At 75.8% G+C, this 20,985-nt stretch carries 24 protein-coding genes; 9 read left to right on the forward strand and 15 right to left on the reverse strand.

Annotation, left to right across the window (positions count from 1 at the left end; all coding sequences use genetic code 11):
- Positions 1 to 8 precede the first annotated feature (8 nt).
- Positions 9 to 473: a DUF721 domain-containing protein gene (locus tag FHS88_RS12805; RefSeq protein ID WP_184485255.1), complete on the reverse strand. Its 465-nt coding sequence runs from the start codon at positions 471 to 473 to the stop codon at positions 9 to 11.
- Between FHS88_RS12805 and FHS88_RS12810 the strand changes: the two genes are divergently transcribed.
- Together FHS88_RS12810 and FHS88_RS12815 are read left to right on the forward strand one after the other, a co-directional pair.
- Positions 467 to 1,522 (forward strand): NUDIX domain-containing protein, encoded by a 1,056-nt coding sequence (locus tag FHS88_RS12810; protein ID WP_184485257.1) that lies wholly within the window; start codon positions 467 to 469, stop codon positions 1,520 to 1,522. The two genes, FHS88_RS12805 and FHS88_RS12810, sit on opposite strands and share 7 nt — an antisense overlap.
- On the forward strand, positions 1,522 to 2,682 hold the full coding sequence (locus FHS88_RS12815; protein ID WP_184485259.1) for a glycosyltransferase family 87 protein: 1,161 nt from the start codon (positions 1,522 to 1,524) through the stop codon (positions 2,680 to 2,682). The genes FHS88_RS12810 and FHS88_RS12815 overlap by 1 nt, the downstream gene beginning before the upstream one ends.
- 143 nt (positions 2,683 to 2,825) lie before the next feature.
- Here FHS88_RS12815 and FHS88_RS12820 read toward each other — a convergent pair whose 3' ends face one another.
- The 3 genes from FHS88_RS12820 to FHS88_RS12830 form a co-directional block, all read right to left on the reverse strand.
- Positions 2,826 to 3,419 (reverse strand): hypothetical protein, encoded by a 594-nt coding sequence (locus FHS88_RS12820; RefSeq protein ID WP_184485261.1) that lies wholly within the window; start codon positions 3,417 to 3,419, stop codon positions 2,826 to 2,828.
- Positions 3,420 to 3,435: 16 nt separating this feature from the next.
- Positions 3,436 to 4,527 (reverse strand): DNA methyltransferase, encoded by a 1,092-nt coding sequence (locus FHS88_RS12825; protein WP_184485263.1) that lies wholly within the window; start codon positions 4,525 to 4,527, stop codon positions 3,436 to 3,438.
- A 102-nt stretch (positions 4,528 to 4,629) separates the two neighbouring features.
- On the reverse strand, positions 4,630 to 5,253 hold the full coding sequence (locus FHS88_RS12830; protein ID WP_184485265.1) for a ribonuclease HII: 624 nt from the start codon (positions 5,251 to 5,253) through the stop codon (positions 4,630 to 4,632).
- A gap of 88 nt (positions 5,254 to 5,341) precedes the next feature.
- Between FHS88_RS12830 and FHS88_RS12835 the strand changes: the two genes are divergently transcribed.
- The gene (locus tag FHS88_RS12835) at positions 5,342 to 6,418 is read left to right on the forward strand and encodes an NAD(P)H-dependent flavin oxidoreductase (RefSeq protein WP_184485267.1); all 1,077 of its coding nucleotides are present in this window, start codon (positions 5,342 to 5,344) and stop codon (positions 6,416 to 6,418) included.
- 46 nt (positions 6,419 to 6,464) lie between these two features.
- Here the strand turns inward: FHS88_RS12835 and FHS88_RS21095 are convergent, their stop codons facing one another.
- The 5 genes from FHS88_RS21095 to FHS88_RS12860 form a co-directional block, all read right to left on the reverse strand.
- On the reverse strand, positions 6,465 to 7,685 hold the full coding sequence (locus FHS88_RS21095; RefSeq protein ID WP_184485269.1) for an MFS transporter: 1,221 nt from the start codon (positions 7,683 to 7,685) through the stop codon (positions 6,465 to 6,467).
- Positions 7,682 to 8,413, reverse strand: coding sequence for an ArsR/SmtB family transcription factor (locus FHS88_RS12845; RefSeq protein ID WP_184485271.1), 732 nt, complete (start codon positions 8,411 to 8,413; stop codon positions 7,682 to 7,684). The genes FHS88_RS21095 and FHS88_RS12845 overlap by 4 nt, the downstream gene beginning before the upstream one ends.
- A 129-nt stretch (positions 8,414 to 8,542) precedes the next feature.
- The gene (locus FHS88_RS12850; RefSeq protein ID WP_184485691.1) at positions 8,543 to 9,328 is read right to left on the reverse strand and encodes a sulfite exporter TauE/SafE family protein; all 786 of its coding nucleotides are present in this window, start codon (positions 9,326 to 9,328) and stop codon (positions 8,543 to 8,545) included.
- 74 nt (positions 9,329 to 9,402) lie between these two features.
- Entirely contained in the window at positions 9,403 to 9,942 is a 540-nt protein-coding gene (locus FHS88_RS12855; RefSeq protein WP_221244417.1) for a rhodanese family protein, read from the reverse strand.
- An 18-nt stretch (positions 9,943 to 9,960) separates the two neighbouring features.
- Positions 9,961 to 10,287, reverse strand: coding sequence for an ArsR/SmtB family transcription factor (locus FHS88_RS12860; protein ID WP_184485273.1), 327 nt, complete (start codon positions 10,285 to 10,287; stop codon positions 9,961 to 9,963).
- 87 nt (positions 10,288 to 10,374) lie between these two features.
- On the opposite strand from FHS88_RS12860, the gene FHS88_RS12865 reads away from it, so the two are divergent.
- Complete coding sequence (locus FHS88_RS12865; protein WP_184485275.1) at positions 10,375 to 11,265, forward strand: MBL fold metallo-hydrolase; 891 nt, start codon at positions 10,375 to 10,377, stop codon at positions 11,263 to 11,265.
- Positions 11,266 to 11,331: 66 nt separating this feature from the next.
- Here FHS88_RS12865 and FHS88_RS12870 read toward each other — a convergent pair whose 3' ends face one another.
- Both FHS88_RS12870 and FHS88_RS12875 read right to left on the reverse strand, forming a co-directional pair.
- A complete protein-coding gene (locus FHS88_RS12870; RefSeq protein WP_184485277.1) occupies positions 11,332 to 12,495 on the reverse strand; it encodes a pyridoxal phosphate-dependent aminotransferase in 1,164 nt (387 codons plus the stop codon).
- Complete coding sequence (locus FHS88_RS12875; protein ID WP_184485280.1) at positions 12,495 to 13,895, reverse strand: gamma-glutamyltransferase; 1,401 nt, start codon at positions 13,893 to 13,895, stop codon at positions 12,495 to 12,497. The genes FHS88_RS12870 and FHS88_RS12875 overlap by 1 nt, the downstream gene beginning before the upstream one ends.
- A 386-nt stretch (positions 13,896 to 14,281) precedes the next feature.
- Here FHS88_RS12875 and FHS88_RS12880 point away from each other — a divergent pair, with 386 nt between their 5' ends.
- Positions 14,282 to 15,016: a DsbA family protein gene (locus FHS88_RS12880; RefSeq protein WP_184485282.1), complete on the forward strand. Its 735-nt coding sequence runs from the start codon at positions 14,282 to 14,284 to the stop codon at positions 15,014 to 15,016.
- Positions 15,013 to 15,858 (forward strand): MBL fold metallo-hydrolase, encoded by an 846-nt coding sequence (locus tag FHS88_RS12885; protein ID WP_184485284.1) that lies wholly within the window; start codon positions 15,013 to 15,015, stop codon positions 15,856 to 15,858. The genes FHS88_RS12880 and FHS88_RS12885 overlap by 4 nt, the downstream gene beginning before the upstream one ends.
- A gap of 40 nt (positions 15,859 to 15,898) precedes the next feature.
- On the opposite strand, the gene FHS88_RS12890 is transcribed toward FHS88_RS12885, so the two are convergent.
- Positions 15,899 to 16,306: a CDGSH iron-sulfur domain-containing protein gene (locus tag FHS88_RS12890; RefSeq protein WP_184485286.1), complete on the reverse strand. Its 408-nt coding sequence runs from the start codon at positions 16,304 to 16,306 to the stop codon at positions 15,899 to 15,901.
- A gap of 156 nt (positions 16,307 to 16,462) precedes the next feature.
- Here FHS88_RS12890 and FHS88_RS12895 point away from each other — a divergent pair, with 156 nt between their 5' ends.
- Positions 16,463 to 17,434, forward strand: coding sequence for a M14 family metallopeptidase (locus FHS88_RS12895; RefSeq protein ID WP_338146559.1), 972 nt, complete (start codon positions 16,463 to 16,465; stop codon positions 17,432 to 17,434).
- Positions 17,435 to 17,506: 72 nt separating this feature from the next.
- Positions 17,507 to 18,394, forward strand: coding sequence for a fumarylacetoacetate hydrolase family protein (locus FHS88_RS12900; protein WP_221244418.1), 888 nt, complete (start codon positions 17,507 to 17,509; stop codon positions 18,392 to 18,394).
- A gap of 58 nt (positions 18,395 to 18,452) precedes the next feature.
- Here FHS88_RS12900 and FHS88_RS12905 read toward each other — a convergent pair whose 3' ends face one another.
- On the reverse strand, positions 18,453 to 19,091 hold the full coding sequence (locus FHS88_RS12905; protein WP_184485288.1) for a NeuD/PglB/VioB family sugar acetyltransferase: 639 nt from the start codon (positions 19,089 to 19,091) through the stop codon (positions 18,453 to 18,455).
- Between the two features lie 160 nt (positions 19,092 to 19,251).
- Between FHS88_RS12905 and FHS88_RS12910 the strand changes: the two genes are divergently transcribed.
- Complete coding sequence (locus FHS88_RS12910) at positions 19,252 to 19,875, forward strand: Tat pathway signal protein (protein ID WP_184485290.1); 624 nt, start codon at positions 19,252 to 19,254, stop codon at positions 19,873 to 19,875.
- Between the two features lie 73 nt (positions 19,876 to 19,948).
- On the opposite strand, the gene FHS88_RS12915 is transcribed toward FHS88_RS12910, so the two are convergent.
- Both FHS88_RS12915 and FHS88_RS12920 read right to left on the reverse strand, forming a co-directional pair.
- Positions 19,949 to 20,557, reverse strand: a complete 609-nt coding sequence (locus FHS88_RS12915; protein ID WP_184485292.1) for a glutathione S-transferase family protein — start codon at positions 20,555 to 20,557, stop codon at positions 19,949 to 19,951.
- 30 nt (positions 20,558 to 20,587) lie between these two features.
- On the reverse strand, positions 20,588 to 20,818 hold the full coding sequence (locus tag FHS88_RS12920; RefSeq protein ID WP_184485293.1) for a hypothetical protein: 231 nt from the start codon (positions 20,816 to 20,818) through the stop codon (positions 20,588 to 20,590).
- Between the last annotated feature and the right edge of the window lie 167 nt (positions 20,819 to 20,985).

The raw sequence follows: 20,985 nt of genomic DNA on the forward strand, positions 1-20,985 counted from the left end.
ACCGCCGGCTATCCGTTCCGATAGACGCCGCGGGCCATTCTTGCCAGCGCCGCGCGCAACTCGGGGGAGCCGACCCCATCGAGCGCCGATTCGACCCGTGCCGGCAGGGGCTGCGGGGCGGATTCGCGCCGCGCCGGCGGGGCGGCGGCGCGCGGCGGCTGCTGGACGAATCGGAACCGTTCCACCGCCACCCGCCCCAGCGCCGCATTGATCCGCCCTGCGAGCTGCGGGGCGAGGTGCTGCAGCTCCATCGCCACCGGCCCGGAACAGGCGAGCGTCAGCGTGCCCTGGGCGAGGCGCAGCGGCTGCGACACCGCGGCGATGGCAGGCCCGACCAGCGCCGGCCAGTCCGCCAAGATCTGCGCCCCGGCGGGGCTCTTGCGCTTGAAGGCGGGGCGTGTGAGGGCGGGCACCAGGGCGCCGAGCGGCCTCGGCCCGCCCAGGAAGCGCCGCTGGTCCTCGTTCCGTGCCATACCGTGCCCCCTCCGCCGCCGATCTCCTCGCCTGGTACGACCGGCACCGGCGGGACCTGCCCTGGCGCGCGGCCCCCGGGCAGGCACGCGATCCATACCGCATCTGGCTCTCGGAGGTGATGCTCCAGCAGACCACCGTCGCCGCGGTCGGGCCGCGCTATGCGCGCTTTCTCGCGCGCTTCCCCTCGGTCGAGGCGCTGGCGGCGGCGGACTGGGAGGAGGTGGCGGAGGAATGGGCCGGCCTCGGCTACTACGCCCGGGCGCGCAACCTTCATGCCTGCGCGCGGGCGGTCGCGGCGGCGGGCGGCTTCCCGTCCGACACGGCGGGCCTTTCCGCCCTGCCCGGCATCGGGCGCTACACGGCGGCGGCGGTCGCGGCCATCGCCTTCGACGCGCCGGTGGTGCCGGTGGATGGCAATGTCGAGCGGGTGATGGCCCGGCTGCACGCGGTCGAGACGCCGCTGCCCGCCGCCAAGGCCCGGCTTTCGGCGCTCGCCGCCGCCTTCATGGCCGAGCCCGCCGCCCGCGCCCGGCCGGGGGATTTCGCGCAAGGCCTGTTCGACCTCGGCGCCACGCTCTGCACCCCGCGCAGGCCCGCCTGCGCGCTCTGCCCCTGGCAGGCGGGCTGCGCCGCGCGGGCCGCGGGCATCGCCGCCGACCTGCCGCGCAAGGCGGCCAGGCGCGCCCGCCCGCTGCGCCACGGCGCGCATTTCCTGCTGACGGACGAGGAAGGGCGCATCCTGCTGCGGCGGCGCCCGGCGCGCGGGCTGCTCGGCGGGATGCTCGAACTGCCCGGCACGCCCTGGCGCGACGAACCCTGGCCCGAGGCCGAGGCGCTGCCCCATGCCCCGCTCGCCGCGCCCTGGCGCCGGCTGCCCGGCGTCGCGCGGCACGGCTTCACGCATTTCGAGCTCGAGATGGTCCTCTACGCCGCCCGCCACCCGGGCGGGCCACCGCCCGGGGGCGAATGGCGCGAGCCCGCGGCGGCGGCGGCGGCCGTGCCCTCGGTCATGCGCCGCCTGCTCGCCCTCGCCGCGGAGGCCCCCTGATGCGCGAGGCCGCCTGGCTGAACGCCGAGCGCGTGCGGGCCTATGGCCTCGGCTACGCGGTCTTCGCCCTGTGGGTGCTGGGCGACACCGTGGTCGGCCTGCTCGGCTGGCGGGACATGCCGCCGGGCGATGCCGATTTCCTCTCCTTCTTCGCCGCCGCGCGGCTGGCGCTGGAGGGCCGGCCCGAGGCGGCGTGGGACCGCGCCGCCCATGCGCTCGCGCAGACCGCCGCGCAGGGCACGCCCGGGCGCTACTACGCCTTCTTCTATCCGCCGACCTACCTGCTGATCTGCCTGCCGCTCGGCCTGCTGCCGCTGCTGCCGGCCTTCGCCGCCTGGGTGGCGGCGACCGCGGGCGCGCTGCTCGCCGCGCTGCGCGCCTGGGTGCCGGGCGGCGGCTGGGTCGCGGTGATGCTCGCGCTGCTGGCCCCGGCCTCGGTGATCAACGCGACGCACGGCCAGAACGCCTTCCTGACCGCGGCACTGCTCGCCGCCGCCGGCCTCGCGCTGGACCGGCGGCCGGCGCTGGGCGGCGCGGCGCTCGCGACCCTCGCCTTCAAGCCGCAACTGGGGCTGCTGGTGATCCCGGCGCTGCTCGCCGCGCGGCGCTGGGCGGTGCTGGCCTGGGCCACGGCCACGGGGCTCGGCTGGGTCGCGCTCTCGCTGCTCGCCTTCGGGCCGGAGGCGTGGTGGGCCTTCCTCGCGCGGCTGCCCGATGCCGGCGCGGCGATGGCGAGCGGGGATCTCGAGGCCTGGAAGCTGCAGAGCGTGCAGGCCATGGCGCTGACCTTCGGCATCCCGCGCGGCGTCGCGACCGCCTTGCAGGCGGCGGTGGCGCTGGCCGCGGTGGCGGCGGTGGCGTGGTCGCTGCGCCGCCGCCCCGGCGGGCGGGCCGAGGCCGCGGCGATCGCCGCCGGCGCGCCGCTCGTCACCCCCTTCGTCTTCTCCTACGACCTGGTGCTGCTGCTGGTGCCGCTGGCCTTCCTGGCGGGGGAGGGGCGGCGCGGCGGCTTCCTGCCCTGGGAGAAGGCCGGCGTCGCGCTGGCCTGGCTGCTGCCGGGCGTCTCGCTCGGCCTCGGCATCCATGCCGGGATCAGCCTCGGGCCGCTGCCGGCGGCGATGCTGCTGCTGCTGGTGCTGCGGCGGCTGCGCGCGGCCTGATCTTCCGCGCAGCACGCCGCGAAGGCGGAGGCCCCGCGCGCCGCCACTGGCCTTGCCACCATGCGGGGGCCTCGCCCGCGGCACCGAACGCCCGCCCCGCGAGCGGGGCGCCGGCACGGGGGCTCACGGGGCGGAGCGGCCGTTCAGCCCCGGGCCCGCGCCGCCGTCCAGAGGAAGGCCGCGGCCGTCGCGCCGGCCAGCACCAGCGCCGCGACGATCAGCAGCGCCGTCTGCTGCACGAAGGCGAGCAGCGGGACGGAGACGGCGAGCAGTGCGCCGACCGCCACGATCCGCCAGGATCCCGCATGCACCCCCGCGACGAAGGTGCCGAGGGCGAGCAGCAGCAGCAGCCCGATCTCGGTCGAGCGGCCGGGCATCACCGCCTGCACCTCGGGCCGGAACAGCAGCAGCATGGCGATCAGGAAGGCCGCCCAATGCGCCGCCTGGGTCCAGACGAGGCGAATGCGCCCGCCGCGGTCCGGCGCGCCGGCCCAGCCGGCGACCACGCAGAGCAGGCCGAAGCAGGGCGTCAGGATCTTCCAGTAGAGCGCGCTCGGCGCCGTCGAGAAGGCGGCATAGGCGACGCCGCCGAAGGCGCCGGCCAGCATCAGGATGTAGGGCGCCTGGCCGATGATCTCCCCGGTGAGGCTGCGGGGCGGCGCCGCGTCCGGAGGCGGCCCGGCCGGCATCGGCGGCGGCGGGGGCGTGGCGGGCGCGCCGGGTCCGGTTTCGCTCATGCTCGGCTTTCCCTTCTCAGCCTGCCGTGGCGCGCAGCCAGGCTTCGCGCAGTTCGTCGAGCACGCGCAGCCGCCCGTCGCGGCCCTCGATGTGCCAGAACAGCCAGCCATTGCAGGAGGGCGCCTCCTGCACCGCCGCGCCGACCTTGTGGATCGAGCCGGTCGCGAGGCCGCAGCGCAGCGTGCCGTCGGCGCCGACCACCGCCTCGAAGCGCCTCTGCCGGTCGTAGAGCTTCGCCCCGGCGGGCACGAGGCCGTGCTCGACCAGCGTGCCGAAGGGGATGCGCGGCTGCTCCTTGCGCGAGGGCAGGGCGGCGGCGGCCTCCTCGGGCGCGGGTTCGGTCGCGGCGATGCGCGCCATCGCGGCCTCGGCGTAGGTCTGCTCGCGCTCGATGCCGATGAAGCGGCGGCCGAGGCGCCGCGCCACCGCCGCGGTGGTGCCGGAGCCGAGGAAGGGGTCGAGGATCACCTCCCCCGGCGCAGTGCAGGCGAGGATGACGCGATGGAGCAGCGCCTCGGGCTTCTGCGTCGGATGCAGTTTCGCGCCCTTGGCGTCGCGCAGCCTCTCCCCGCCGGTGCAGAGCGGGATCAGCCAGTCGCTGCGCATCTGCAGGTCGTCGTTGAGCGCCTTCATGGCCGCGTAGTTGAAGCGGTAGCGGGAATCGGGGCTGCGCGCGGCCCAGATCAGCGTCTCATGCGCGTTGGTGAAGCGGCGGCCGCGGAAGTTCGGCATCGGGTTCGACTTGCGCCAGATCACGTCGTTGAGGATCCAGTAGCCGAGATCCTGCAGCGCGGTGCCGAGCCGGAACACGTTGTGATAGGCGCCCATCACCCAGATGGTGCCGTCCTTGCGGAGCACGCGCCGGCATTCGGCGAGCCATTCGCGCGTGAAGGCGTCGTAGGCGGGCAGGTCCGCGAAGCGGTCCCATTCATCGTCCACGCCGTCCACCAGCGAATCATCGGGCCGGCGCAGCGTGCCCTTGAGCTGCAGGTTGTAGGGCGGGTCGGCGAAGATGGCGTGCACGCTCGCCGGCGGCAGGTGCTTCAGCCACGCGATGCAATCCCCGACCAGAACCTGGTCGAGCGGCAGATCGATCTGCGTCCCCACTCCGCGAAACCCCGTCCCCCGACGCGAAGGCCGCAGAATCGCTTGTGCGACTCGGCGGGTCAACCATTCGCTTGCGGCGGGCGCGGCGCCTGCCGCGCGTGCTCAGCGCAACAGCGCGTCCACCGGGCCGAAGCCGCGGCGGTGGTGCGGACAGGGCCCGAGCCTCGCCAGCGCCTCGCGATGCGCGGCCGTCGGGTATCCGGCATGGCGCGCGAAGCCGTAGCCCGGCCAGCGCGCATCGAGCCGCGCCATGGCCCTGTCGCGCGTGACCTTCGCGAGGATCGAGGCCGCGGCGATGGACAGCGAGATCCCGTCCCCGCCCACCACGCAGCGCGTGGGGCAGGGCAGGCGCGGCGGCTGGTTGCCGTCCACCAGCGCGAGGTCCGGCCGCGCGGGCAGGCGCGCGACGGCGCGCGCCATGGCGAGATGGGTCGCGCGCAGGATGTCGAGCCGCCCGATCTCGGCGGCCGAGGCGGCGGCGATGGCGGCGGCGAGCACGCCCTCGCGCGCGGCCTCGCGCAGCGCGGCCGCGGCGGCCGCGCGCCGCGCCGCGCTCAGGCGCTTGGAATCGTCGAGCAGCGCGACGAGCGCCGCCGGCGGGGCGCGCAGGAAGGCCACCGCCGCCGCGACCACCGGCCCGGCGAGCGGCCCGCGCCCGGCTTCGTCCACGCCGGCGACAAGGCCGTGGCCGGCTTCGAGGGTGAGGTCGGGGCGCGCGCGACTCATCGCGCGGAGCCTACCACGCCCCCCGGTTTCACGGGTGCGCGCGGCGGCGGTAGGCTGCACCAGACCGGCACGGCGGAGCACCAGGCGGATGAACGGCAGCGGCCCCCAGACCATGCGCGCGGAGGCCTTCTGCGCCCGCTTCGGCCTCAGGCTTCCCATCCTGCTCGCGCCCATGGCCGGCGTGCCGGCCCCCGCGCTCTCGGCCGCCATCGCCTCGGCCGGCGGGATGGGCGCGGTGGGCGCGCTGATGATGACGCCGGAGGCGATCGCGGACTGGGCGCGCGCCTTCCGCGCGGCGTCGAATGGCGGATTCCAGGCCAATCTCTGGATCCCCGACCCGCCGCCCGCGCGCGACACGGCGCGGGAGGCCGCGATGGCCGAGTTCCTCGCCCGCCACGGCCCGCGCCCGGCCATTCCCGAACCGCCCTTCCTGCCGGATTTCGAGGCGCAATGCCGCGCCATCCTCGACGTGCGGCCGGCCGTGATCTCCTCGATCATGGGCGTCTTCCCCGAATGGATGGTCGCCGAGGCCAAGGCGCGCGGCATCGCCTGGTTCGCCACCGCGACCACGCTGGCCGAGGCGCGGGAGGCGGTGGAAGCCGGGGCGGATGCGATCGTGGCCCAGGGTGCGGAGGCCGGCGGGCATCGCGGCGCCTTCGACGCGGCGGCGGCCGAGGCGCAATTGACCGGCGGCCTCGCGCTGATCCCGCGCCTCGCGGATGCGCTGGAGGTGCCGGTGATCGCCACCGGCGGCATCGCGGATGCGCGCGGCATCGCCGCGGCGCTCACGCTTGGGGCGAGCGCGGTGCAGATCGGCACCGGCTTCCTGCGCTGCCCGGAAGCGGCGATCCACCCCGCCTGGGCCGAGGCGATCGGCGCAGCGGAGCCGGAAGGCACGATGCTGACGCGCGTCTTCTCCGGCCGGCTCGGGCGCGGGATCGGCAATGCGGTGGTGCGCGCCGCGGCCGCGGCCGGCGCGCCGCCGCCCGCGCCCTATCCCGTGCAGCGCGCCCTCTTCGGCCCGGTGCGCGCGGCGGCCGAGAAGGCCGGCAACCCGGATGCGATGCAGATGTGGGCCGGGCAGGGGGCGCGCCTTGCCGCGGCGGAACCGGCCGGGACGCTGGCCGCGCGGCTGTGGCAGGAGGCGCGGGCGCTGCTGCCGTGAGGGAAGGTCGGAGCGAACGCCCCCGGCCTTCCGCGCCCGCGCCCGTTCACCGCCCCGCCCCGCGCGGCAGCAGCAGCCAGCCGGCCAGCCCGGCCAGCAGCGCCGCCCCCAGCACTGCGAAACCCGCCCGATAGGCCGCTTCCGGCCGCGCCCCCGCGACTTCCGGGAACAGCCCCACCACCGCCCCCACCAGCAGCGGCAGCAGCGCCGAGCCCAGAACCTGCGCGAGGTTCACCGTCGTCGCCCCGCGCCCGATGAGGTGGTCCGGGAACAGGGACCGCGCCTCGGCCACCACCAGCACCGGGAAGGCCGAGAACAGCACCAGCAGCACGAGCAGCGCCAACGCCAGGCCGAGCGGCGCGCCCGGCAGCAGCGCGAGGCCGAGGAGCACGCCCGCCGCCAGCCCCGCGCCCCAGGCCACGATCGGCCGCCGCGAGCCGATGCGGCGTTCGAGCGGACCGATGGCCAGCAGCCCCACCGGCATGGCCAGCCCCATTGCCGCCAGCGCCCAGCCCCGCCCCGCCGCATCGAGCCCATGCACATCGGCGAGATACGGCCCCGCCCAGAGCCCCAGCACCGTCGCCGCCGCCGCATAGCCCACGAGGTGCATCGCGAGCACCCGCGGCAGGCCGGGCAGGCGCCAGATCGAGGCCTGGCCCGCCAGCGCCTCGCGCAGCGTCTCGGCCTTGCGCGGCGGGGCAGGGCGGCCGGGCGGGTCGTCCCGCACCAGCCGCCACCACAGGATGCCGCAGGCCCCGGTCAGCAGCGCCGAGGCGCCGAGCGCCGCCCGCCAGCCGAGCAGCCCCGCCGCCGCCCCGAGCGGCGCGCCGGCCAGCAGGATGCCCGCCTGCGAGATGGCGAAGACGCGGCTGAGCGCCGCCGTCATCTCCGCCCCCTGATGCCAGCGCGCGCAGAGCACCACCGCCGCCATGAAGGACGCCGCCGAGCCGAGGCCAAGCAGGAAGCGCGCCGCCAGCAGCCCCGGCCCGTCCGTCGCGAAGGCCTGCCAGGCCGCGCCCGCCACCGCGAGGCCTGTCAGCCCCGCCACGACGCGCCGCGGCCCGATGCGGTCGAGCGCGATGCCCACGGGGATCTGCGCGGCCAGCAGCGCGGCGAAGAACATCCCGTTCGCCGCGCCCAGCAGGGCCGGGCTCAGGGCGAGTTCCGCCGTCACCTCCGGCGCGATGACGCCGAGCGCCGCGCGGTGGAACTGGCTGAGCCCCGTCATGGCCGCAAGCGCGAGCATCAGCGCGGCGGCGGCGCTCATGCGGTCGCGAGGCCGAGGCTCTCCCGCAGGCCGCGCGCGCCCTCGGGCGTGACGGCGATGCGGCGGCGGGCGAGGAGGTCGCCCTCGCCTACGGCGGGCAGCCGGCGCAGCCAGCCGCGGCCGAGCCAGGCGCGCGCGATCTCCCGCCCCAGCCCGCCGGCGAGATGCGGGCGGCGCTCGGACCAGTCCATGCAGTCGCGCGCGATGCAGCGATGCGCGGCGAAGCGCGGGGACCGCTCCGCCTCGCCGATCGCCACGCCGGTGGCGGCGAGCCGCGCGCGGCCTTCCGCCGTCGCGTCCCAGCCGCCCGGCGCGGGCGTCAGCCAGCCCTCGGCGACCAGCCGCGCATGCAGCGCGACGCCGAGCCGCCCGGCCAGGTGGTTCCAGCACAGCCGGGCCTCGCGCGCCGCCTCGCCATGCGTCCAGGCCCGGGCCGGGGCGATGCGCGCGGCGAGGCCGCCGAGCGTCTCGATCGCCGCCGCCACCTCCTCCGACGCCAGGCGGTGGTAGCGGTGCCGGCCCTGGGCATGCACGGCGAGCAGCCCGCCATCGGCCATGCGCGCGAGGTGGCCGCTCGCCGTCGCCGCCGTCACGCCGGCGATGCGGGCGAGCTCGCCCGCGGTCAGCGCCTCGCCCGACATCAGGGCGGCGAGCATGCGCGCCCGCGCCGGGTCGGCCATCAGCGCGGCGGTGGCGGCGAGCGGGCCGGGGGCGGTGGGGTCGGTCATGGCCGCAGGCTAGCGCCGATCGGCCGCCGAGGCTTCGGCCCCGGGCGAAGCGCCGGACTGCGGCCCTTGCGCGTCAGGCCGGGCGAATCCGGCGCGCCGCGCCGTTGATCCGCCGCAAGCGGCCCGCCCTCAGCCCATCACGCCGAGGCTGCGCGCCAGCACATAGGCCGCGACCAGCAGGATCAGCCCGCCGAACACCTTGGTCAGCAGGCCGCGCCGCGCCGCGAGCCGCCGCCCGGCCCAGGTGCCGGCGATGCTGCCGATGACGCCGCCACCCACGAAGATCGAGGCCAGCCGCCAGTCCACCAGCCCGGCCGCGGCGTAGCTGCCGGCGGTGGCAAGGCCGAAGGCGGTGACCGCGACGAGCGAGGTGCCGACCGCCTGCAGCATCGGCATGCCGGTGGCGAGGATCAGCCCCGGCACGATCAGGAAGCCGCCGCCGATGCCGAAGAAGCCCGACAGGCCGCCCACCGCGAGGCCGGTCGCCACCAGCATCGGCGCGTTGTCCCGGCCGAGGCGCACGCGCCGGTCCTCGCCCGGTTCGCGCCGGCGCAGCATCAGCACCGCGACCACGGCCATCATCACCGCGAAGGCGGCGAGCAGCGCCTGCCCGTCCACCATCTTGCCGAGCCGCGCGCCGCCCAGCGCGCCGATCACGCCCGCCCCGGCGAAGACCGAGGCGCAGGGCCAGCGCACATTGCCCGCCCGCGCGTGATTGACGAGCCCGGCCAGCGCATTCGCCGCCACCGCGACGGCGCTGGTGCCGATGGCGACATGCGGCAGCGGCACGCCGACGAGATAGACGAGCAGCGGCACGGCGAGGATCGAGCCGCCGCCGCCGACAAGGCCGAGGGAGAAGCCGACCAGCCCCCCGGCCGCGGCGCCGAGGCCCGTCTGGAGGGCGGTGAGCGTCATCATGGCATGCACCATCCCGCGCGCCGCGGCAGCCGGGCCGCGGCGCGCTCACGAGGGCAGCGGAAAGGCCGGGCTCAGCCGGCGGCGGGCAGGGCGGCAGCGCGGTTCCAGGGCATCATGCGCAGCACGCGCGCGAGGCCGCAGGTGCCCGTGACACCCGCGAAGACCAGCCCCGCGCCGACGAAGCCCGCGAGCGCGAGGAACCAGGGCGAGGCCAGCACGCCGAGCAGCACGCCCGCCACCACCATCGAACCCGCCGCGATCTGCACCTGGCGCATCAGCTCGAGCGGCTGGCGGCGATCCTCGGCGACCGGCAGGCCGGCCCGCTTCCAGGCATCGAGCCCGCCCTCGACGACATAGGCCTCGCACGCGCCCGCCTTGGCGGCGAGGCGCGCGGCATGGCCCGCCGTGCGCGCGCCGGAGCGGCAGTGGAACAGCACGGGCTTGCCCTCGTGCAGCGCGAGCTCGGCCTCCTCGAGGCGGGAGAGCGGCAGGTTGCGCGCTCCGGGGATGCGCGCGCGGGCGTGCTCGTCGGGCTCGCGCACATCCACGAGCGTGGCGCACTCCTCGCGCAGCAGGCGGGCGGCTTCCTCGGGGGTTATGGTCTTCAGCATGATCCGTCTCTCCGGCAATCAGGCGCGCGGGGCGCAGTAGAGGTCGTGAAGGAGGCCCATCACCGCCACGACGCGCGGATCGGCCAGGCGGTAATGCACCGCCTGCGCCTCCCGCCGCGTGGCCACCAGCCCCTCCTCGCGCAGCCGCGCGAGGTGCTGCGAGAGCGCCGGCTGCGACAGCCCGAGGGCGGCGGCGAGCGCGTTCACCGTCATCTCCCCGCGCTGCGCGAGATGGCAGAGCAGGACGAGGCGGTTCTCGTTGCCGAGAAGATGCAGCAGCCGCGCCGCCGAACCGGCATTCTCGCGGAGCTCGGCAAGGCCGTCGGGGCTGGTGACGGCGGTCATGATGGTCCGGTCCTTCTATTCAGTTGCACTTATTTAGAGAAGTCTTATATGAAAGGCAAGCCTGAAACGACAGCCAGGGAACACGCCATGACCAAGCCCGAGATCCGCGCCTTCTTCGACGAGCCGACCAACACCGTCTCCTACCTGGTCTGGGACCCTGCCACGAAGGAAGGGGCGGTGATCGACCCCGTGCTCGACTGGGACAACCGCTCGGGCACCGCGGATACCGCCTTCGCCGACCGCATCCTCGCCGCCGCGGCGCAGGAGGGGGTGGCGATCCGCCACGTGCTCGAGACCCACGCCCATGCCGACCACCTGACGGCCGCGCCCTACATCAAGGCGAAGACCGGCGCGCCGATCGGCATCGGCGAGCACATCCGCGAGGTGCAGCGCATCTTCCGCCCCGTCTTCGACGCGCAGGACCTCAAGCCCGAGGGCGGCGACTTCGACCGGCTGTTCAAGGACGGCGAGCGCTTCGCCATCGGCAGCCTCGAGGTCGAGGTGATCCACACCCCCGGCCACACACCGGCCTGCGTGGCCTACCGCATCGGCGATGACGTCTTCGTGGGCGACACGCTCTTCATGCACGATTACGGCACCGCGCGGGCGGATTTCCCGGGCGGGGATGCGCGCATGCTCTACCGTTCCATCAAGCGCCTGCTCGCCCTGCCGCCCGAGACGCGGCTGTGGATGTGCCACGACTACAAGGCGCCCGGGCGCGACACCTATGCCTGGCAGTCCACCGTGGCCGAGCAGCGCGCGCACAACCCGCATGTGAAGGACGGCATCACGGAGGAGGAGTTCGTCGCCTTCCGCACGACGCGCGACAAGGACCTCGCCGCGCCCCTGCTGCTGCTGCCCTCGATCCAGGTGAACATCCGCGCCGGCCGCTTCCCCGAGGCCGAGGAGAACGGCGTGCGCTACCTGCGCGTGCCGGTGCGGGCGAAGAACCCGGCCGCGGTCGCGCCCGGCGCCTGATGGCCGCCGGGCGAGGCCCTTCGCCCGGCCGCGCGAGCCCTGACGGAGAGGCCCCGCCGCGCCCGCCTACCGCCCGAGCCAGGCGGCGAGGCGGGCCGGCGCCTCGGCCATCTCCTCCTCCCGCCCGCAATAGGAGAGGCGCAGGAAGCGGCTGCCGCGCTCGCGGTCGAAGTCGAGGCCGGTGGTCGCGGCGATGCCGGCGTGTTCCAGCATCTCGGCGCAGAAGCGCGCGCTGTCGTTGGTCAGGTGCCCCACGTCGCACCAGAGGTAGAAGGCGCCGTCGGCGGCCGCGATGCTGGTGAAGCCCGCCTTGGGCAGCCCTTCGAGCAGCGCGGCGCGGCTGCGGGCATAGGCGGCCTTGTTGGCCTCCAGCTCCTCGGTGCAGTCCATCGCGGCCTCGGCCGCCACCTGGGCGATGTGCGGGGCGCTGATGAACATGTTCTGCGCGAGGCACTCGACCGGGCGGACCAGGTCCTCGGGCAGCACCAGCCAGCCGATGCGCCAGCCGGTCATGGACCAGTATTTCGAGAAGGAGTTGACCACCACCGCGCTGTCGCTGAAGGCCGCGGCCGTGCTCTCGGCCACCGTGCCCCAGGTCAGGCCGTGATAGATCTCGTCGCTGATCAGCCGCACGCCGCTGGCGTGGCACCAGCGCGCGATGGCCGCGAGCTCCCCGGGCGCGAGCATGGTGCCCGCGGGGTTGCAGGGGCTCGCGACGATCAGGCCCTCGGGGCGCGGGTCCATCCTCTCCAGCATCGCGAGCGTCGGCTGGAAGCGCGTCGCGGCGTCGCAGGGCAGCAGCACGGGCCGCATCCCGAGCGCGGTCAGGATGTTCGCATAGGGCGGGTAGAAGGGCGCGGCCATGGCCACGCGGTCGCCGGGATCGAAGGCGGCGAGGAAGGCGAGCGGGAACGCCCCCGAGGCGCCGACCGTCACCGCGATGCGCGCCTCGGTCACCGCCACGCCGTAGTGCTCGGCATAGTGACGGGCGATGCGCGCGCGCAGGGAGCGCAGGCCGAAGGCCTCCGTGTAGCCCATGGGCGCGCCGGCCGAGAGGGCGCGGATCGCCGCCTCGGCCGCCCCGCGCGGGGCGCCGGTGCCGGGCTGGCCGACCTCCATGCGGATGATGCCCGGCGCGCCCGGCGGCAGGGCCGCGGCGCGCGCATTGGCCGCCGCGATCACGTCCATCACCAGGAAGGGCGGCGCATCCGCCGCCCGGCCGACCTTCATCACCGCCCGAAGGACCCGATCGCCACCCCCGCGCCGCGCGGGTCGGCGGCGCCGATGCAGGAGGCGTTGCCCCCCGGCGCATAGGCCGGGCAGGAGATGACGAGCCCGCGGCCCGGTTCGGGGATGCCGCCGAAGGGATCCCCCGCGCGCCGCAGCGCCGCCGCGAGCGCCCCGGCCGCCGCCGCGCCGGCCGCCTGCTGGCCCGAGCCCGAGGCCGCGGCGCGGAACAGCCTGAGGTCGCGGTTGGTCGCAAGCGCCACCGCGAGCGGGGCGGGCGGCACCGCCCCCATGTTCGGCGCGGCGGCGAGCAGGATGCCGGTCTCCGGCACCACCCGTCCGGTGCCGAAGAGGTTGTTCATCGAGAAGGCGCAGGCGACCGCGTTGCCTTGCGGGTCCATCGTCAGCAGCCCCGCGCTCGCGCCCACCATGCCGGAGGAGAGCGGCAGCGCCTGCCCCGCCATCGCCGCCTGGAAGGCCGCAGCCGTGCCCGCCCCGCCATCGGCCGAGGCCGGCGGGAAGAAGGCGATGTCCGCACCGGCCGGGATGCGGACCGGCTCCAGCACCTCGGCCCGCGCGGCGCGCAGCTCGGCCGCGGTCAGGCCGCCGCCGGCGAGAAGGGAGCCGGCCTCGAGCCGGCCTGCGAGCCCGCCCTGGTACATCTCCCCCACGCCGCCCGCGCGGAGCTGCGCGAGGGTGGCGCCGAGGTCGAGCTGCGTCATGCGCTCGCCCGCTCGCAGCGGGCCGCCGCCCGGGGCGCCGAAGACGCGCCGCGCCTGCGGGTCCTGCAGCAGCGGCGCGGCCACGGCGGCGAGGTCCTCGGCGAAGGCGCGGCTGATCTCGGTGCCGAAGCGGGCGAGATCCTCGGCCGGGCGGATGAGTTGCTCGAAGCGCAGCCTGCCGCCGCGGGTGTGCAGCAGGAACAGACCGCGCGCCATCATCGGCACCGCCGCCGGGCGATCGACGCCCTGCGGCAGCCCCGCCCGCGCGCCGGCGGGGAAGGAGATCGCCGTCACCTCCCGCCGCGCGGCGGTGTAGGCGAGGCACACGCCGCCGCCGCCGAGCCCGGCGCGCGAGGGCATCGTCACCGTCAGCGCGAAGGCGCCGGCCACCGCCGCATCCACCGCCGAGCCGCCGGCCGAGAGGATCTCGCGCGCGACGATCGCCGCGCGCGGCTCCTCGGCGACCGCGCCGCCCACGAAGCCCGTGACATGGCCCGGCGTGCCGAGGGGCGCGCGCGGCTCGCGCGCGGCGAAGGGATTGAGCGAGCCGAGCGTGGAGCAGGCCGGCAGCAGCGCCGCGGCCGCCAGCAGCGCGGCGAGGCGCAGCCGCGCCCGTGCGGGGGCGGCCGCGGGCCGGGGCGGCGGGGCGTCGCCAGGGGTGCTCGTGATGCGCGTGGTCATGCCGCCGGCCGTCGCCTCCCTGCCGCGCGGAGGGGCGCGCGGCGCGTGGTCATCCCTGCGCGATGCGGGCCGGGGGCTCCGGGGCCCGAAGGCCGGCCGGAGCCCCTCGGCGCCCGCGTCGCGCTGCTCAGGCCCTCGGCCATAGACGCCTTCGCCGGGGCGGGCAACCGGCGGCATGGATCGCGGGGCGCCGGCGCTGCGCGGTTGAGCGGGGCGGCGCCAGCGCGCATGCTGGCAGGCACCGCGGCCCGCGGCCGAAGGCGCGCCGCGTCACCACACCGCCCTGCCCGCGCCCCGGGCCGGGCCAGGGGCGCGCCGGCGCCGGGAGAGACCATGACGAAGCGACACCGCCCCAGACCATCCCGCCGCCTGCCGGGGAGAGGCCGATGAGGCGGAGCTTCCTCCTCGCCGGGGCGGGGCTGCTGTTCGGCGGCCGGGCCATGGCGCAGTCCTTCTCCGAGGCCCAGCGGCAGGAGATCGTCACCATCCTGCGCGAGGCGCTGCGCCGCGACCCGAGCATCCTGCGCGACGCCTTCCAGGCCATCCAGGAGGCGGAGGAGCGCGAGCGCAGCGGCGCCCAGCGCGCGGCCATCGCGGCGAACCGGGAGGCGCTGTTCAACGACCCCGAATCGCCGGTGCGCGGCAACCCGCGCGGCGATGTCACCATCGTCGAGTTCTTCGACGTGCGCTGCCCCTACTGCAAGCGGCTGCATGGCGAGCTCGCCGGGCTGCTGCGGCGCGACCGCGAGCTGCGCATCGTGATGAAGGACCTGCCCATCCTGGGGCCGCAGAGCGTGGTCGCGGCGCGCGCGCTGCTCGCCGCCCAGCGCCAGGGCAAGTATGTCGAGCTGTTCGACGCGCTGATGTCCGTGCGCGGCGAGCCGACCGACGCGGTGATCCGCGCCGCCGCCGAGCGGCTCGGCATCGACCATGCGCGGATGCGCCGCGAGATGGACGACCCCGCCATCCAGCGCCGGATCGAGGCCAACATCGCGCTCGCCCGCGCGCTCAGGATCGAGGGCACGCCCGCGCTCGTGATCGGGGAGACGCTGATCCCAGGCGTGCTGCCCATGGCGCAGCTCGAGCAGCTCATCGCGGAGCAGCGGCAGCGCCGGCGATGAGCGCCACGGCCTTCATCTGCGCCACCTGCGGCACCCAGCACGCGCCCTCGGCCGCGCCGCCCGCCGCCTGCCCGATCTGCGAGGATCCGCGCCAATGGGTTCCCGCCGCCGGCCAGCAATGGACGACGATGGAGGCGCTCGCGCGCCGGCACGCGATCGGCTGGCGGGAGGTCGCGCCCGGCATCCTCGGCTGCGGCGTCTTCCCCGACTTCGCGATCGGCCAGCGCGCGCTGCTGGTCCGCACCCCGGCGGGCAACGTCCTGTGGGATTGCGTCGCGCTGCTCGACCCCGCGACGGTGGCGCTGGTCAAGGGCATCGGCGGCATCGCCGCGATCGCGATCAGCCATCCGCATTTCTACACGGCGATGGTGGAATGGGCGCATGCCTTCGGCTGCCCCGTGCTGCTGCATGCCGCGGACCGGCGATGGGTGATGCGCCCCGACCCGGCGCTGCGCTTCTGGGAGGGCGAGCGGCACGACATCCTGCCCGGGGTCAGCCTGCATCGCCTCGGCGGGCATTTCCCCGGCGGCACGATCATGCATCTCGCGCGCGGGGCGGGGGCGATCCTGACCGGGGACATCGCCGCGGTCGCGCCGGACCGCAGGCACCTCTCCTTCATGTGGTCCTTCCCCAACTGGGTGCCGCTGCCGGGTGCCGAGGTCGCGCGCATCGGCGCGCGGCTCGCCGCGCTGGATTTCGAGGCGATCTACGGCGGCTGGTGGGACCGTGTGATCGCCGAGGGCGGCAAGGAGGCGGTGGCGCGCAGCGTGGCGCGCTACCTCGACGCGCTCGCCGCGCCGCCGGAGCACGAGGCGCCGGGCGGATTTCCGCCGGGGGGCTGACTGGCGGGGCGTTGATCCGCGCGCGCATCGCGCGCCGCGGCTATGGCGCGGAGAAGCCCGTGCGCTTGTGGCTGCCGTCGCAATAAGGCTGCCTCGCCGAGGCGCCGCAGCGGCAGAGGAAGACCTGCGCCGCGCGGTCCGTGACCTCCCCGCCGTCGCTCAGGATCATCACCGGGCCGGTCGCCTTGACCGGGCCGTTGGGCTGCGGCTCGAGGTTGAGCGGCCCGCCGTCCGGGGGCAGTTCGCGCCCCTCCCGCCGCGGCGGCTCGCCGGTCAGGACGCAGGCGGCGGTCTTGTGACTTCCGTCACACCACGGCTTGTTCGCCGAGGCGCCGCAGCGGCAGAGCCAGGCCTCCTCGCCGCAGGGCTCGCCATTGAGGAGCAGCGAACCCCGCAGTTCGAGCGGTCCGTCCTTGAGGACGCGGGCGGTGGCGACGGGCGTGTCCATGGGGCCTCCGGGGCGGGTGACGGATAGACGGGGTGCGTCACCCGTATAGACTGCAACCAGGAGGCACATGTCGAGCGCGAGCACCCATCCAGGGCCGTGGAGGCCGGTGGCGTGCGGTCCCCTGCGGCCGCGCGCCGGACGGCGAGGAGGCGGCGCGTGAGCGGCGAGGCGGGGCTGCGCGCCATGCGGCCGCCCGAGGTGCCGGTGAACATCGCCGCACCCGACCTGCGCCGCTGGCTGCCGGGCAATGCCGGCATTCCCGGCGTCTGGACCTTCGCGGCCGAGGCGCCGGGGCCGCATGTGGCGATCACCGGCATCATCCACGGCAACGAGATCGCCGGGGCGGTCCTGCTCGACCGCTGGCTGGAGGCGGGCATCCTGCCCGCGCGCGGGCGGCTGACGCTCGTCTTCGGCAACCTCGAGGCCTATGCGCGTTTCGACCCGGCGGACCCGACCGCCTCGCGCTTCCTCGACGAGGACCTCAACCGCGTCTGGGACCCCGGCGTGCTCGACGGGCGGCGCCGCTCGGCCGAATTGCGGCGCGCGCGGGAGTTGCGGCCCGTCATCGAGACGGTGGACCTGCTCGCCGACATGCATTCGATGCTCTGGCCGTCCGATCCGCTGATCCTCGCGGGCGTGCCGGAGAAGGGCGCGCTGCTCGGCTGCGCGATCGGCGTGCCGCCGGTCGTGGTCAGCGATGCCGGGCATCTGGGCGGCAGGCGGCTGATCGACTTCCCGCGCTTCGCCGGCGAGGGGCCGGCAGCCGCCGTGCTGGTCGAGGCCGGCGCGCATTGGGAACCGGCCACGGTCGAGACGATGGAGCAGGCCGCGGCGCGGCTGCTGCGCCATGCCGGCCAGGCGCGGCCGGAGGATCCGCTGCGGCCCGGCGCGCCGCGCGGGCCGGTGCGCCGCGCGCTCGTCACGCGCACCGTCACGGCGAACAGCCGCGACTTCGCCTTCCTGCGCGAGTTCCGCGGCGGCGAGGTGATCGGCCCGCCCAACGCGCTGATCGCGATGGACGGGGAGGAGGAGATCCGCACCCCGCACGAGGACTGCCTGCTCGTGATGCCCATGCCGCTCGTGCCGCGCGGCCATACGGCGGTGCGGCTCGCGCGCTTCCTCGGCTGAGGGCGCGGGGAGGGGGCTTGCCACCCGCTTCGGCGCGCGCTTGCGTGGCGCATCGCCTTCGAGGGGGAAACCATGGGCCTGCGACTGATCACCTTCGCCGATGCGGCCGGAAGCCGTGCGGGCGTGCTGCTGGATGGCGGGCGCGTGCTCGACCTCGGGGCGGCGATGCCGCCGGCGCGCGACATGATCGCGCTGATCGAGGCGGGGCCGGCGGCGCTGGCCGAGGTCCGCGCGCTCGCCGCCGACCCGCCGGCCGGGGCGGTGCTGCCGCTCGCGGCCGTCGCGCTGCAGGCGCCGATCCCGCGCCCGCGCCGCAACGTCTTCTGCGTCGGGCGCAACTACATGGACCATGTGGCCGAGGGCGACCGCACCCGCGGCATCACCCAGTCCGAGGTGCCGAAATACCCGCAGTTCTTCACCAAGGCCGCCGATACGGTGGTGGCGCCGGGTGCCACCGTGCCGTCGCATGCCGGGGTGACGAAGTGGCTCGACTACGAGGTGGAACTGGTCGCCGTGATCGGCCGCGCGGGCGCCGACATCCCGAAGGAGCGCGCGCTGGAACACGTCTTCGGCTGGACCATCGGCAACGACGTCACGGGCCGCGACCTGCAGCGCCGCCACGGGCAGTGGTTCAAGGGCAAGTCGCTCGACCGTTCCTGCCCGCTCGGGCCGGTGATCGTCCCGCGCGAGGATCTGGACGCCTCGGACCTCGCCATCGGGCTGAAGATCAATGGCGAGCAGCGGCAGGCCTCGCGCACCTCGAAGATGATCTTCGACGTCGCCGAGATCATCCACCAGCTCTCCGCCGGCTTCACGCTGCTGCCCGGCGACGTGATCCTGACCGGCACGCCCGAGGGCGTGGGCTACGCCATGCAGCCGCCGCAGACGCTGAAGCCCGGCGACGTGATGGAACTGACCATCGAGGGGATCGGCACGCTGACCAACACGATCGGGGCCTGACCCCGGCGGGCGAAGGCATCGCCTTCGCCCCACGCCGTGGCGCGCGGCCGGCCGGGCCTCAGCCCGGCCCGGGCAGGGGCCGCGCCGGCACGCCCCCGACCGCGGCACCCGGCGCGACATCCGCGACCACCGCCGCGCCGGCCGCGACCACCGCCCCCGCGCCGACCGCAACCCCCGGCCTGATGACCGCGCCCGCGCCGATCAGCGCGCCCGCCCCGATCCGCACGCCGCCGGCCAGCACCGCGCCCGGCGCGACATGCGCGGCTTCGCCGAGCACGCAGTCATGCTCGACGATGGCCCCGGTGTTCACGAGCGCGAGCCGCCCGACCTCCGCCTCCGCGCCGATCACGGCGCGCGCCATCACCAGCGCGCCCTCCGCGAGGCGCGCCCCGTGGCCGATCAGCGCCGCGGGATGGGCCAGCGCCGGCAGCGCGAAGCCCGCGGCGGCGAGGCGCGCGGCGGCGGCGAGGCGCTGCGCGTTGTCGCCGATCGCCGGATGCGCCGCGGCGATGCCCTCCTGCGCGAGCAGCGGCAGCAGCGTCTCGTCCCCGCGCAGCGGCACGCCGAGAAGGGCCGCCGCGCGCGGCGCGGCGTCGAGCACGGCGGCCGGCCGCCACCCGGGATGGGCGAGCAGCAGGTCCAGCACCGCCTTGCCGTGCCCGCCCGCGCCGAGAACGAGAATCGCCTGCGCCGTCATGGGCGCGAGGGTAGTGCGCGTTCGCGCGGGCCGGAACCGGCGCGGCTGAGCCCGGCCCGCGGCCGTCCGGCGCAGGCGCGGATGCGCATTGACCGGCGCGGCAACACTCCGGCCATGGTCCTGCGCTAGAATCACCGTGCCGCCGACCAGGAGGGACGGAATGCGCAGACTCGCCACCCTGGCCCTGCTGCTGGGGCTGATCGCCGCCGCCGCGCCGGCCTCGGCGCAGAACCGCTTCTGGCTGCAGAACAACACCGACCTGCCGATCGTCGCCGCGCAGGTCTCGCCCTCGCGCGTGAGCGACTGGGGGCCGAACATCCTGACGCGCGGCCCCATCGCACCGGGCATGCAGGTCTGGGTCGAGCCGACCTTCTCCGACTGCTACCTCGACATCCGCGTCCGCTTCGCCGACGGCTCGGAGGACGGGCATCTCGGCGTGCATGCCTGCACGCTCAGCCGCATCACCTTCGGCCGGGACGCGCCACAGGCCGCCGCCCCGCCGCCCCCGCCGGGCGAGCGGATGCCGAACAACCCCTCCTTCCGCTTCGTCAATGCGAGCGGGGAGGCGATCCGCGAGATCTACGTCTCCCTCACCACCGAGCGGAGCTGGGGGCCTGACCGGCTCGGGCCGCGCCAGATCCTGCCGCCCGGCGCGGCGCTGCACATCCCGCTGCCGCGCGGCAGCGTCTGCACGGTGGACATGCGCATCGTCTTCATGGACGGGCGCATCCTCGAGAACCGCAACGTCGAGACCTGCTCGATCCGCGAATACGCCTGGCGGTGAGCGCGCCTCACGCCCGGCGGGGAAGGGACGCGCCCTGCTCCGCCGGGCATAGAGGCATCCGGCCGCGCCCGCGTCAGCCCTCCCGCTGCCGGCGCGCGCGCAGCGCCGCGGGGCGCGTCAGGCAGGCGTCGAGCCAGGCCTTCACCTTGGGGAAGGGGCCGTAGTCGTAGCCGTTCATCCAGGAGCCGTAGAGTACCGAGGCGAGGTTGAGATCGGCGATGGTGAAGCCCTCGCCCACCAGGAAGGGCCGCTGCGCGAGTTCCTTCTCGAGCACCGCGAGGCGCGCATCGAGCGCCTCCTTGCCCGCCGCCGCCTCCGCCGCGACCCGCTCGGCCTCCGGCTTGAGGTAGGCGTTGTAGGACCAGCGCATGACATGCGGCTCGGCCTCGGTAGCGGTCCAGAGCGTCCATTGCAGCACGCGGGAGGCGTCGTCGCCCGCGGGCATCAGCGGCGCGCCGGCCTTCTTCGCGATGTGCAGGTTGATCGCGAGGCTCTCGAACAGCACGAGGTCGCCATCCTCCAGCGCCGGGATCTTGTTGTTGGGGTTGATGGCGACGGCGCGCTCCAGCTTGAAGCCGGGGGCGAAGCCGATGGGCACCACCTCGTAGGGCAGGCCCGCCTCCTCCGCCGCCCAGATGCAGCGGAAGGCGCGCGAGCGCGGGATGCCGTGGATCCTGAGCATGGTCGTTCCTCTCGATGATGGCGCGCGGGATCAGCCCCGGCGCGCGGTCTCCTTGGCAATGGCCTCGGCGAGGCGCTGCACCGCGCCGTGCAGGCGGCGCAGCAGCAGCACCCAGATCACGAGCAGCAGCACGGCCCAGGGAAAGCCGAACAACTCCCAGGCGAGCGCGGCCGCCGCCACCCAGCCCAGGCCGAGCAGCACGCCCGCGCGCAGGACCCCGAGCACCGGGTGCGCGGCGCGATGGAGCGGCGCCTCGCTCATCCCGCGCGCCGGCAGGCGCGAGGATCACCCCCGGCGGATCGCGGCCGCGCCGCGATGCGGGAGCGCGTAGCGCGACCGCGCGAGGACCGGCAGGCCCGCCCCGCGCAGCCGCGCATGGCGCGCGAGCGAGGCCGCCGCATGGCGGCGCCGGCGCCCGAGGGGGACGA

Origin of the sequence: Neoroseomonas alkaliterrae (assembly GCF_014199195.1) — a bacterium.
GTDB classification, from domain to species: Bacteria; Pseudomonadota; Alphaproteobacteria; order Acetobacterales; family Acetobacteraceae; genus Neoroseomonas; species Neoroseomonas alkaliterrae.